The organism is Mangrovibacter phragmitis, from assembly GCF_001655675.1.
Taxonomy (GTDB): Bacteria; Pseudomonadota; Gammaproteobacteria; order Enterobacterales; family Enterobacteriaceae; genus Mangrovibacter; species Mangrovibacter phragmitis.
On record NZ_LYRP01000003.1, the window covers coordinates 103,729 to 116,778 of the forward strand.

The 13,050-nt window shown below is 51.2% G+C and carries 9 protein-coding genes; 2 read left to right on the plus strand and 7 right to left on the minus strand.

The genetic code is table 11. The features are described from left to right. Positions 1 to 9 precede the first annotated feature (9 nt). The 4 genes from glrR to purL all read right to left on the minus strand — a co-directional run bounded on the left by glrR (position 10) and on the right by purL (position 8,069). Entirely contained in the window at positions 10 to 1,350 is a 1,341-nt protein-coding gene (gene glrR / locus A9B99_RS06920; RefSeq protein WP_064596027.1) for a two-component system response regulator GlrR, read from the minus strand. Further along, the gene (locus A9B99_RS06925; protein WP_064596029.1) at positions 1,347 to 2,063 is read right to left on the minus strand and encodes a hypothetical protein; all 717 of its coding nucleotides are present in this window, start codon (positions 2,061 to 2,063) and stop codon (positions 1,347 to 1,349) included. Before A9B99_RS06925 ends, glrR begins: the two co-directional genes overlap by 4 nt. A gap of 49 nt (positions 2,064 to 2,112) precedes the next feature. Continuing rightward, the gene (locus A9B99_RS06930; RefSeq protein ID WP_064596031.1) at positions 2,113 to 3,567 is read right to left on the minus strand and encodes a sensor histidine kinase; all 1,455 of its coding nucleotides are present in this window, start codon (positions 3,565 to 3,567) and stop codon (positions 2,113 to 2,115) included. A 620-nt stretch (positions 3,568 to 4,187) separates the two neighbouring features. Continuing rightward, entirely contained in the window at positions 4,188 to 8,069 is a 3,882-nt protein-coding gene (gene purL, locus A9B99_RS06935; RefSeq protein ID WP_064596033.1) for a phosphoribosylformylglycinamidine synthase, read from the minus strand. A 268-nt stretch (positions 8,070 to 8,337) separates the two neighbouring features. Between purL and mltF the strand changes: the two genes are divergently transcribed. Then, positions 8,338 to 9,783 (plus strand): membrane-bound lytic murein transglycosylase MltF, encoded by a 1,446-nt coding sequence (gene mltF, locus A9B99_RS06940; protein WP_082917835.1) that lies wholly within the window; start codon positions 8,338 to 8,340, stop codon positions 9,781 to 9,783. Positions 9,784 to 9,786: 3 nt separating this feature from the next. Here mltF and tadA read toward each other — a convergent pair whose 3' ends face one another. The 3 genes from tadA to murQ form a co-directional block, all read right to left on the minus strand. Further along, complete coding sequence (gene tadA, locus A9B99_RS06945; protein WP_064596035.1) at positions 9,787 to 10,299, minus strand: tRNA adenosine(34) deaminase TadA; 513 nt, start codon at positions 10,297 to 10,299, stop codon at positions 9,787 to 9,789. 219 nt (positions 10,300 to 10,518) lie between these two features. Then, positions 10,519 to 11,190 (minus strand): phosphatidylglycerophosphatase C, encoded by a 672-nt coding sequence (gene yfhb, locus A9B99_RS06950; RefSeq protein WP_064596037.1) that lies wholly within the window; start codon positions 11,188 to 11,190, stop codon positions 10,519 to 10,521. Further along, positions 11,177 to 12,076, minus strand: coding sequence for an N-acetylmuramic acid 6-phosphate etherase (murQ, locus tag A9B99_RS06955; RefSeq protein WP_064596039.1), 900 nt, complete (start codon positions 12,074 to 12,076; stop codon positions 11,177 to 11,179). Before murQ ends, yfhb begins: the two co-directional genes overlap by 14 nt. 122 nt (positions 12,077 to 12,198) lie before the next feature. On the opposite strand from murQ, the gene A9B99_RS06960 reads away from it, so the two are divergent. Next, a complete protein-coding gene (locus tag A9B99_RS06960; protein WP_064596041.1) occupies positions 12,199 to 13,047 on the plus strand; it encodes a MurR/RpiR family transcriptional regulator in 849 nt (282 codons plus the stop codon). Positions 13,048 to 13,050: the final 3 nt, after the last annotated feature.

Consider the following 13,050-nt stretch of genomic DNA (forward strand, 5'->3'; position numbering starts at 1 on the left):
CAAAAAAAATCATGTACCTTTAAAATCGCTGGCGTCCAGTTCATGGCGGGCCAGTAATTTATAAAACTCAGTACGGTTACGCCCGGCCATTCGCGCGGCCTGAGTAACATTCCCTTTAGTTATTTGTAGTAACTTGCGCAGGTAATTGAGTTCAAACTGGCTGCGGGCATCTGCAAACGTTGGTAATGCCGTGTTTTCCCCTTCCAGCGCCTGAGCGACAAGTGCCTCGTTAATAACCGGTGCGGCAGTCAGCGCCACACACTGCTCAATCACATTCACCAACTGACGCACATTCCCCGGCCAGGCAGCCGCGACGAGCAATTTCATGGCCTCAGTTGAGAAACGGCGAACAAAAGGTTTATTGCGGCCAGCAGCCTGACGCAACAGGTGGTTTGCCAACAAAGGAATATCTTCAGGGCGGGCCTGTAAGGGCGGTATTTTCAGGCTGACAACATTCAGCCGATAGAATAAATCTTCCCGGAATTCACCCAGTTCCATCGCTTTGGGCAGGTCACGGTGCGTGGCAGAAATAATACGCACATCTACAGCAATATCGCTGTTACTCCCTAACGGACGCACCTGACGTTCCTGGAGCACTCGCAGTAACTTAACCTGCAATGCCAGTGGCATATCGCCTATTTCATCGAGAAACAGTGAACCACCCTGAGCCGCCTGGAATAACCCTTCACGAGAACTGACAGCCCCTGTGAAAGCACCTCTGGCATGACCAAACAGTTCCGACTCAAGGAGTTGTTCAGGTAACGCACCACAGTTGATAGCGACAAAGGGCTTGCCTGCCCGTGGACTGGCCGCATGAATGGCCCGGGCAAGCACTTCTTTACCAGTACCACTTTGCCCCTGAATCAAAATACTAACGTCAGACTGCGCAACCATTCGGGCTTGTTCCAGCAGACGTTGCATTAGTGGGCTGCGGGTAACAATGTTTTCCCGCCACGCTTCATCAACCGCACTTCCACTCTGGGATAACGCTTCGTCAATTGCTTTATACAGTGCTTCTCTGTCAACCGGTTTGGTCAGAAAACTGAAGACGCCCTGGCGGGTAGCGGAAACGGCATCGGGTATCGATCCGTGAGCGGTCAGAATGATCACGGGCATACCCGGGCTGCGTTTCTGGATCTCGCTGAATAATTGCAGGCCATCCATTTCATCCATGCGCAAGTCGCTAATTACCAGATCAATCTTCTCGCGAGACAGAACCCGTAACCCTTCCTGACCGCTTTCTGCTGTCGAAACCTGGTAACCTTCGCTGGCAAGCCGCATTCCCAGGAGTTTCAATAATCCCGGATCATCATCCACTAATAATAAATGTGCGTTGACCACTAATGTCATGGTGTTTCCTCTCCATCAGAACCTGCCGGCCCTGATGTACTGCCTGATGAGTGCGTAGTACCTGAATGGCCTGAGCCTGTATCAGGGGTATAGGCACCTCCCGCTTTACGTGTTGAAAGCTGGCGCTCAATATCCGTTAAATTTTCCAGCTTGCGTGTTGTAGTTTCCAGTTGCTGGTGCAGGAGTTGCTGCTGCTGGCGCAACGTTTCAAGCTCCTGGTCGGTGTTGCTTTTCAACAGAGCATACTGGCTTTGTTGTTCTGCCAGTTTAAAAGCCAGTTGCTCATTGTCCCACCACATGTTGAATAAAGGAGTGACACTGGCAGGAATCTGTTCATGTACCAGCGATACCTGGTTAAGGTAATTCTGGCGTACTGTGTTTTCCGGCAAAGAGCGGGACAACACAATAGCGGTACGCAAAGTGTTATACCACCCAGACTCAGCCCAGCGGTTTGCAATAACACGGGCTGTATCAGGCTCTGTCTGGCGAGCACAGGAAATAAAAGCCATCCAATAGAGTGGGTTCTCAATGACATTTGTATCCTGGTTACGCATTTGCAGCAAATCAGAGCAACGCATGGCCAGGTAATCTGTCAGTTCGGTTCGCGGTACTGGTGGCGCTTTGAATATGCCGGATGATGAAGTATTTTCTCCACCAGACTGGCAACCGGCCAGCACCAGCAAGATACCTCCCGATAAAACCCGGTATAACATAGCCCGCAAAGGGAACCTGCATACAGGTGAACGACAGGTACTAAAAGAATTAGGCATTTTTTAAGTGTTCCGTCTCAACTTCCGTTTTAACTACAGGCAACGTAATGCGAAAACAGACATCACCTTTTTCGTGTTCCACTATGGTCAGTTCTCCCTGCATACGATGTACACAGTCGCGAGCAATACTGAGGCCAAGCCCACTGCCTTTCACGGCACCTTTGCGTTGCTGACGGCCCTGAAAAAAGGGCTCGAAAATCATATTCTTTTCAGAATCAGGAATGGGCGTACCGGTATTCACTATATCAATACTGATGTACTGACCAGAGCGGGCTGAATGCAGGTAAATACTACCGGATTCATTACCATAGTGCACGGCGTTGGAGTAGAGATTGTCCAGCGCAGTGGTGAGCTGAACAGGATCAGCCAGGCAGTAAGGCGCATCAAGTTCAATTGTGGTATGCATCATTTTCGCTCTTGCAGGCAATGCATTAGCACTGACAACCTGGTTGATTAATACCCCCAAATCGACAGGCATAAGTTCGACCGTGCTTTCTGCTATTTTTCGGTTGTAATCCAGTAATTGCTCAATCAACTTTTGTAACTGGATACTACTTGAATCCAGTATTTGTACGATATCCTGCTGGTCTGCGTTGAGCGGCCCGGCAATTTCATCGGCAAGTAATTCAGTCCCTTCACGCAGGCTGGCAAGAGGCGTTTTTAACTCATGAGAAATATGCCGCAAAAACTCATGGCGCTGAGATTCCAGCCAGGCCAGGCGCTCACTTAACCAGACTATACGCTGGCTTATAACCTGGAGTTCTTTCGGCCCTTTGACACTTTCTTCACTGGAAAGAAATTGCCCTTCACCCAGCCGGTTGATCATTGCTTCTATCGCTTTTACCGGCCCGATGATAGTGCGGGTAAACAGCATCACCAGCACCAGAGTGACAATAAATAAAATTAAGGCTTGCCAGCCAAAGAATTGACCCCGCTCAGCAATTTCTTGCTGGAGTTGCTGACCGCGGGAATAAACCATTGCCCTTGTCGCCTGAACCAGTAAGGCATTGTTATCGGCAAAGGTCTCCAGATTCCGGGCTGACCGCTTCTCCGGCACACTGTTGGTACACTGCAGGTGTGAAAGAGCATCCAGATTCCCCCGCAGTTGCTGCAAAATTGTGCTATCTGGCAACCCACTGTTCCACGCATCCAGCAACGCCAGATATCGGTTGTGCTGTGTCTGGTAAACATTGCGCAATGTCTCATCGTCCAGTACGCAAAACTGGCGGTAACTGCGTTCCATTTCCAGTGCCAGGCTGGTCATCGCTTCACTTCGGCGGGCATCCACCAGAGTATTGCGGTTGGTTTGTGCGGCCTGGTCGCTCAAAGCATTCAGACTCTGCCAGGCTTGCCAGGCCAGAACCAACAAGGGGACCAATACTAACAAGAACGCCATAATAACCAGTTGGCGTAGTGAGCGGGGAGTAAGCTGGCGGGGTAGTAACATGGTTGTCTCACATCATCCTGAATCATTCGATGCTAACTGACCAGTAAGCCAGTGAAAAGCGCCAGGCGGAGAAACAGCAAAGGCAGGGAATAAAACCCCTGCCTTTGTTCAGAATTCAGGCGGTGCCTAACTCAACGTTTCGCCCTGAGCCTGATAAAGCAATGCAATAATCAGTAGTTGGACGGCAGGCACCTTTTTGTGCGTCATTCGAGTTTTATGTAGCGCGGCCAACTAAATGGGGCTGACATAAACAGGTGAATGAGCCACTGGCTTTATTTATGCATATACCATGCCATGTTCAAAAAAACAGCCTAATATACTGATTGTTATCAGATTAATGTCAGAAAAGCGATAAGAAACATCATAGCCGACGGGACGAGGTGTCGCCAAAAAGAGACGGCTTATAATAAAAACCATAAAAATTATTATAATCAATAAGTTAAATGTCTCCAAATGGAGACACTACAATATTCATTCTGTTGGCAAAAAGAGACACACCAGCGACACAGCAAACCAGACTGTACCAGCAAAACAAAAAGAAGCCTTCCCTGCGGAAGGCTTCAGACAAATAACAAACCGGCTGACATCACCGGAATACCATTTGGCTACCTGAAACGATATTACCCTAACTGCTTACGGGCATTACGGAAAATCCTCATCCAGGGGCTGTCTTCTCCCCAGTTATCCGGATGCCATGAGTTACTGACAGTACGGAATACGCGCTCCGGGTGTGGCATCATGATAGTCGCACGGCCACTTTCACTGGTAACGGCTGTAATACCATTAGGAGAACCATTCGGGTTAGCCGGGTAGTTTTCAGTTACGCTGCCTGCGTTATCAATAAAGCGCAACGCCACCAGCCCTTTACTTTCCAGCGCGGCCAGGTGTGCGGCATCACGCACTTCCACACGGCCTTCACCATGGGAAACGGCAACTGGCATATGCGAACCCACCATACCTTCAAGCAACAATGATGGGCTCTGCGCCACTTCAACCAGGCTGAAACGTGCTTCAAAACGATCTGAGTGGTTACGAACAAAGCGCGGCCACAATTCACTGCCAGGAATTAATTCCCGCAGGTTGGACATCATCTGGCAACCGTTACACACCCCCAAAGCCAGGGTTTGTGGACGGTGGAAGAAAGCCTGAAAAGTGTCACGAACGCGTTCGTTAAACAGAATGGATTTTGCCCAGCCTTCCCCGGCGCCTAACACATCACCATAAGAGAAACCGCCACAGGCAACCAGCGCCTGGAAAGCTTCCAGGTCTCGCTTGCCAGACAGTAAGTCGCTCATATGGACATCGATAGCGTCAAAACCTGCACGATGGAATGCTGCGGCCATTTCCACATGTGAGTTGACCCCCTGCTCACGCAGTACTGCCACTTTTGGACGAGCGCCAGTAGCAATATATGGGGCGGCGATATCTTCATTAATATCGAAGGTCAACGCTACATTCAGGCCAGGGTCCTGCTCGTTGGCTTTCGCGTTATGTTCCTGGTCAGCGCAATCCGGGTTATCACGCAGGCGCTGCATCTGCCAGGTTGTTTCCGCCCACCACATGCGCAGTTGAGAGCGTTTTTCGCTATAGACAGTGTCACCGTTGGCGGTCAGGGTAAAGTTGTCCCCTTCCACAGCCTGGCCGAGGTAGTGAACGCAGGTTCCAAGGCCATGGCTTTGCAAACATTGCTCAACAACAGCACGGTCGGCTTCGGCAACCTGAATAACCGCACCCAGCTCTTCAGTGAACAGGGCTGGCAATGTGTCACCCAGCCCAGAAATATCCGCCTGAACACCGCAGTGCCCTGTAAAGGCCATCTCCGCCAGCGTTACCAGCAGGCCACCATCTGAACGGTCGTGGTAGGCCAGTAATTTACCCTCAGCCACCAGAGCCTGCATGGCATCGTAAAAGCCTTTCAGCTTAGCGGCATCGCGGACATCAGCCGGTTTATCTCCCAGGCCGCGGTAAACCTGCGCCAGTGCCGTTGCGCCCAGGGTGTTTGCCCCTTCACCCAGGTCAACCAGATACAGTGCGTTGGCACCAGTGCGCAATTGTGGCGTTACGGTACTGCGCACGTCTTCCACACGCGCAAAAGCGGAAATAACCAGCGACAGCGGAGAAGTCATTTCGCGCTGTTCGTTGCCCTCCTGCCAGCGGGTCTTCATTGACATGGAGTCTTTACCCACCGGAATGGTCAGCCCTAATTGCGGGCACAGCGTTTCGCCAACGGCTTTCACTGCTTCGTATAACCCGGCGTCTTCGCCCGGGTGCCCGGCTGCGGCCATCCAGTTTGCTGACAATTTAATACGCTTGATATCACCAATGTGCGTAGCGGCGATATTAGTCAGCGCTTCGCCAACAGCCAGACGAGCAGATGCGCCGAAGTCCAGCAGTGCTACCGGAGCACGCTCGCCCATGGACATTGCTTCACCATAGTAGCTGTCCAGACTGGCGGTGGTAACAGCACAGTTTGCCACCGGAACCTGCCACGGACCCACCATCTGATCCCGCGCAACCATTCCGGTTACAGTACGGTCACCAATCGTGACCAGGAAGGTTTTCTCCGCAACCACCGGCAAATGCATTACGCGTTTTACTGCATCGGCAAGATTAATCGCTGAACATGCCAGTGCCTTACCTTCGGCTTTAAGACGGGTTACATTGCGGGTCATCTTCGGTGTTTTGCCCAACAACACATCCAGCGGCATATCAATTGGCTGGTTATCAAAGTGCCGGTCATTCAGGGTCAGATGTTGTTCCTGAGTGGCTTCGCCAATGACTGCATAAGGCGCACGCTCACGGCGGCATAATTCATCAAACAAGGCCAGTTGTTCTGGAGCCACGGCCAGGACATAACGCTCCTGGGACTCGTTACACCATACTTCCAGCGGGCTCATACCGGGTTCATCATTCAGAATATCGCGCAATTCAAAGCGCCCGCCACGCCCGCCGTCACTGACCAGCTCAGGCATCGCATTTGACAGACCACCCGCGCCAACATCGTGAATAAACAGAATCGGGTTGTCAGAACCCAGTTGCCAGCAGCGGTCAATAACCTCCTGGCAACGGCGTTCCATTTCCGGGTTATCACGCTGAACAGAGGCAAAATCCAGGTCCGCATCAGACTGGCCGGAAGTCATGGAAGATGCAGCGCCACCACCCAGACCAATGTTCATCGCCGGGCCACCCAATACAATCAGTTTGGCCCCCGGTGGAATTTCCCCTTTCTGAACATGATCGGCACGAATATTACCAATACCACCTGCCAGCATAATTGGCTTGTGGTAACCACGCAGTTCTTCACCGTTGTGGCTGGTTACCCGCTCTTCATAAGTACGGAAATAACCATTTAATGCCGGGCGACCAAATTCATTGTTAAACGCAGCGCCACCGAGTGGGCCTTCCAGCATGATATCCAGAGCGGAAACAATGCGATCAGGTTTACCGAAGTCTTCTTCCCACGGCTGTTCAAAACCGGGAATACGCAAATTGGATACTGAGAATCCGACCAGCCCAGCTTTAGGTTTTGCACCACGGCCTGTGGCACCTTCATCACGAATTTCCCCACCGGAACCCGTTGCAGCACCCGGCCATGGCGAAATTGCAGTTGGGTGGTTATGAGTCTCAACTTTCATCAGGATATGCGCTTCTTCCTGGTGAAAATCATAATGGTCAGAACCGCGCTCAGCGAAGAAACGCCCAACCGTTGAACCTTCCATAACCGCTGCGTTGTCTTTGTAAGCTGACAACACATGGTCTGGCGTGGTTTCGAATGTATTCTTGATCATTTTAAACAGCGATTTAGGCTGCTTTTCACCATCAATAACCCAGTCAGCGTTAAAGATTTTATGGCGGCAGTGTTCTGAGTTCGCCTGCGCGAACATATACAGTTCGATGTCGTTCGGGTTGCGGCCTAGCTGAGTAAACGCATCCTGCAGATAATCAATTTCATCTTCAGCTAAAGCAAGGCCAAGACGGATATTGGCATCAACCAACGCCTGACGCCCCTGACTAAGGATATCGACCGACTGAACGGGTGCGGGTTCGTGGTGAGCAAACAGCCGCTCAGCATCGTTCATATTGCTGAATACGGTTTCCATCATTCGGTCATGCAGCAACTCAGACACTTGCTGCCACTGTTGCTCTGTCAGTGAACCCTGAACATAGTAAGCAACACCACGTTCCAGACGACTGACCTGAACCAGAGCGCAGTTATGCGCGATATCGGTCGCTTTAGAAGACCACGGAGAAATAGTGCCAGGACGTGGAGTGACAAGGATTAACTGCCCAACCGGTGCGTTTTCTGTCAGGGTCGGGCCATATTTCAGCAAGCGTTGCAGGCGGGCGAGTTCATCGGCACTGAGTGGTGCTTTGAGGTCAGCAAAGTGAACATACTCGGCGTAAATATTGCTCACTGGCAGATGAGCATCCTTAAAGCGGGACAGCAGTTTGTTAATACGAAATGCCGACAATGCAGGCGAACCACGCAGAATTTCCATCATTAAATCTCTCGTCTTCGAAGGGCCAATAGACGCTTAGCCAGGTATTTCGGGGGAAAACGGGCGTCATTATAGAGAATACCAGCCGCTGACGAAACCGTTTGCGCAGAAATAAAATCCCGCAGCAGTGGTGTCTGTTATTGTGGCAATTTGTGCGGACGGGTTGCCAACTGGCGTTTTGTTAAGCAAAATGCCGCTCAGTTCCTCACTGGATACCACTACTGAATGACTATTGTTAGCTGACTGTTTTACACCGTAAAGATTTAACTAATTGAAAAAGTTAAAGATTAATTATCTTCTCATCGGTGTCGTAACCTTGTTGCTTGCAGTGGCATTGTGGCCCTCAATTTCCTGGTTAGGCAAAGCCGAAAATGAAATCGCCGGAATTCAGTCCCGGGGAGTTTTACGCGTCAGCACAATTAGCTCACCACTTACCTGGAACTCCGTCAATGGCAAACCCGATGGACTGGATTACCAGCTTGCCAGCGCGTTTGCCGATTACCTGGGCGTTAAACTTGAAGTAACCGTTCGCCAGAATGTGAATCAACTGTTCGATGACCTGGACAGTGGTAAAGCAGACATTCTTGCTGCCGGGCTTATCTACAGCCCACAGCGCACTAAAAATTACCAGGCAGGGCCAACCTACTATTCAGTTTCACAGCAAATGGTGTATCGCATGGGTAGCCCACACCCACGTTCTCTGGGTGGTGTCAAACCCGGTGAACTGGTGCTCTCCCCAGGCCAGGCAGTAATTGATGACTTGAAGGCGCTGAAGGAAACCCACTACCCGGATCTGACCTGGCAAACCGATGCCCGGCACAACATGACAACGTTGATGGAACAAGTGGTTGAGGGGAAAATTAACTTTACTATTGCCGATTCCGTCGCAATCAGTGTATTTCAGCGGGTGCATCCACAACTGGCGATTGTGCAGGATGTCACCGATGAACAACCTGTCACCTGGTTCAGCCGCAAAGAAAATGATGGCAGCCTTCCTGCCGCTATGCTGGATTTCTTTAACCAAATTGGCGAAGACGGTACCCTTGCGCGCCTGGAAGAAAAATACCTGGGCCACGTAGGTGATTTTGATTATGTTGATACGCGAACTTTTTTGCGCGCGATTGACAATGTATTACCCGATTTACGCCCCCTGTTTGAGAAATATGCCACAGGTATGAACTGGGAATTACTGGCAGCGATTTCCTACCAGGAATCCCACTGGGATCCACTGGCGACGTCGCCAACCGGTGTGCGTGGGTTGATGATGTTAACCCGCAACACAGCACAAAGCATGGGGCTGTCAGACCGGCTAGACCCGGAGCAGAGTATCAGTGGTGGCGCACGTTATCTGACCAAACTGATGGACAAAATTCCGCAAACTATTCCGGAAGATGAGCGGATTTGGTTTGCGCTGGCCGCATACAATATGGGGTATGCGCATATGATGGATGCCAGAGCCCTTACAGCCCGCCAGAAAGGAGACCCTGACAGTTGGTCTGATGTTAAGCAGCGTTTGCCACTACTTAGCCAGAAGCGTTATTACAGTAAAACGACATACGGCTATGCGCGTGGTGATGAAGCTTATAAGTATGTTGAAAATATCCGGCGTTATCAGTTGAGCCTTGCCGGATATCTGCGTGAAAAAGAGAAAGTGGCACAGAGCAACCAGGACAAAACGCAACTGGCAGAATTGATGCCTGAGATAAGGTTGCGTTGATAATCACTGGTCTTCGGATGGTTGCCGGGCTGCCTGTTTATTAGCCTTGTGCACCTGGCGGCGCATACGAAAGAAATCACTCAGTAAACCAGCACACTCTTGCGCCAGCACCCCGCCAGCCACTGATACTTTATGATTCATGCCCGGATGCCCGAGTACATCCATCAGCGAGCCCGCAGCCCCCGTTTTGACATCACTGGCGCCATATATTAATTGCCCTATTCTGCTGTGTACCATAGCCCCTGCACACATCACACAAGGTTCGAGCGTAACATATAGCGTGGTATCAAGCAGACGGTAGTTTTGCAGCACAATTCCGCCCTGGCGCAGGGCCATCATTTCAGCATGGGCTGTTGGGTCATGGTGACCAATCGGCCGGTTCCAGCCCTCGCCAATCACCTGTCCCTGGTAAACCAGCACTGCCCCAACCGGAACCTCACCTTCATCCCAGGCGCGCTGAGCAAGGCTAAGCGCATGGCGCATCCAGCGAATATGGTCGGTTTCACTTTCGGTCACAGTTCTCTCCAGTGAGTAGCAAAAAGATTGGCATGGCAGGTGCCTCCACATGATGGTTCTGGCGGGCAGAACTAAACAAGCAGCCTGATACCCGGCTTCGGGACACCAGCCTGGTACATGGACAACAACGCGGTTACTCCCGCGATGCAAGAATCAAGGCTAAATTTACCAGGCGCCGCGCATTATACACAGGCAGCGCATAAGATGAAGCAGGCAAGCTCAACGCCATTGCTCCAGTTCACCACCAGGTGTAACACGCCAGCGATGCTGGCAAAAAGCCAACAAAGGGTTATCCTGGACACTGTCACTGTAACCACTGTATAGCGCCAGAGGTTCGCCAATACGCAACCTGAGCTGGGTCACTTTTTCTTTACCAAAACAGCGCCGGGACAAGCACCAGGCACCACACTCCCGGGTTATTTTGCTGCCTATCAGGTTAACGGATGCAAACCAGGGTGCCTGCCCATACACTTTGCGTACCAGGCTTTCCGGTGAACCAGTAATTAACCAGATGTCGACATCTTCCTGACGGGCGTAATCTTCGAGCCTTGCCTGAACTTGCTCAAATATTGTCGCCCGTTCGCGAAACGCCAGCGTGAACTGTTGTTCCAGTGCTAACAACCGCGACTGCCTGCGACCAAAAGTTAAACTCCATAGCAGCAGGCTCACTGGCCAGCGCACAGCCCGGCCCTGCAACAAAAAACCAGCCGCCGCCAGCGGCAACACCACGAGTAATAAAAGGGCATTCAATGGCTGGCGGCGGAGTAAAAAAAACATAAATTCACCGAATAGATCTTCCCGGTGCAATGTACCGTCCAGGTCAAAAAAGACAATACGCCGCGCTGCAGATTGTGGTGTTACCACTGGCTGATTTTCCTCAGGTTTTATCATTCAGCGCCTCACGCAGAAAACCGTTATGGAGAGCCAGCCTGTCTTTTGCCGCTGGAGCATTGAGCCCGGAGAGCGCCATCAGAATAGCGGGCTTTGCTTCATACCCTGTTTGTTCCAGTAAGGCTTTTGCCGCCTCATAACTCAGGCCTGTCGCCTCGGTAACAATGCGGCAGGTACGGTCAACCAGTTTCACGTTAGTGGCTTTCACATCCACCATTAAGTTTTGCCAGACCTTGCCAAACCGCACCATCGCACCGGTAGAGATCATGTTCAGTACCAGTTTCTGCGCGGTGCCGGATTTCAGGCGAGTCGACCCGGTAAGTGCTTCTGGACCAACGACAGGTGAAATAGCGATGTCCGCCACCTGCGCAATAGGGGAGTCCGGGTTGCATGAAATGGCCACCGTGCAACACCCCAGGAGACGGGCATACTTCAGGCCGCCAATCACGTAAGGTGTGCGGCCGGAAGCCGCCAGCCCGATAACAATGTCGTTTTCAGTCAAATTAAGGTTTTTCAGGTCAGTTTCGCCCAGCTCCGGAGAGTCTTCTGCACCTTCTACCGCTTTCAGTAACGCAGAGGGGCCACCCGCAATCAGGCCAATAACCAAACCGTGAGGTACCCCAAAAGTTGGCGGGCATTCAGATGCATCCAGCACGCCCAGGCGGCCACTTGTTCCCGCCCCCATGTAGATGATTCGCCCACCGGACTTTAATGCTGCCGCCGCAGCATCAACCGCCTTCGCCACTTCTGGCAATGTAAGCCGGACTGCTGCCGCAACACGCTCATCCTGTTGATTAAAGCGTGTCACCATCTCCAGCGTAGTGAGTGCGTCTAAATCCATGGTTTCGGGATTGCGACTTTCTGATACCAGAGCACCAAGATTCATTTCTTTTCCTCAGAATATTTAATTCACAACAATCGCGTTATAATGGAATATTAAATTCTTTTCTGCGAGATTACTGGCCGCATGCTAAACAACCGGCCCGCATACTGACAAATGGAATGACCATGAATTGCCTGATTCGCATTCGCCAGCGTTACCCAGTACTGGCTCAGAGTGACCGTAAACTTGCTGATTTCATCCTGGCTAATCCTGATCATGCCCGCCATTTAAGCTCACAGCAACTGGCGCAAGAATCCGGTGTCAGCCAGTCCAGTGTGGTAAAGTTTGCGCAGAAGCTCGGATATAAAGGTTTTCCCGCCCTGAAACTGGCAATCAGTGATGCGCTTGCCAATTCGCCTAACCCACATTCTGTGCCAGTTCATAACCAAATTCTGGGCGATGACCCTTTACGCCTGGTGGGTGAAAAACTCATAAAAGATAACGTTGCGGCGATGCATGCCTCGCTGGATGTCAACACCGAAGAAAAACTGACCAGCAGTGTGACTTTATTGCGTCATGCCCGGCAAATCATTCTTACCGGGATTGGCGCATCAGGGTTAGTGGCACAGAATATGGCCTGGAAGATGATGAAAATCGGTTTACGGGCGGCTCCCGTATTAGATACCCACGCATTATTATCCAGCGTGCAGGCAATGAACCAGGAAGATGTGTTTCTGGCTATTTCCTATACGGGAGAGCGGCGTGAGATTAATCTTGCCGCAGATGAAGCATTACGGGTGGGTGCGAAAGTGCTGGCGATTACCGGTTTTACACCGAATAGCCTGCAACAACGGGCAACACACTGCCTGTATACCATTGCCGAAGAACAGGCGACACGCAGTGCGTCGATATCCGCAAATTCCGCTCAAATGATGCTGGCCGATCTCTTATTCATGGGGTTAGTGCAGCAGGACATCGATAATGCCCCAAATCGCATCCGCCACAGTGAGGAACTGGTAAAAAAACTCAGTTAAAGC

Bases quoted from the DNA above. Each gene is read 5' to 3' on its own strand.
- yfhb (WP_064596037.1), bottom strand. From the start codon at position 11,190: ATGATAAAACCTGAGGAAAATCAGCCAGTGGTAACACCACAATCTGCA.
- purL (WP_064596033.1), bottom strand. From the start codon at position 8,069: ATGATGGAAATTCTGCGTGGTTCGCCTGCATTGTCGGCATTTCGTATT.
- A9B99_RS06930 (WP_064596031.1), bottom strand. From the start codon at position 3,567: ATGTTACTACCCCGCCAGCTTACTCCCCGCTCACTACGCCAACTGGTT.
- glrR (WP_064596027.1), bottom strand. From the start codon at position 1,350: ATGACATTAGTGGTCAACGCACATTTATTATTAGTGGATGATGATCCG.
- A9B99_RS06925 (WP_064596029.1), bottom strand. From the start codon at position 2,063: ATGTTATACCGGGTTTTATCGGGAGGTATCTTGCTGGTGCTGGCCGGT.
- A9B99_RS06960 (WP_064596041.1), top strand. From the start codon at position 12,199: ATGAATTGCCTGATTCGCATTCGCCAGCGTTACCCAGTACTGGCTCAG.
- murQ (WP_064596039.1), bottom strand. From the start codon at position 12,076: ATGAATCTTGGTGCTCTGGTATCAGAAAGTCGCAATCCCGAAACCATG.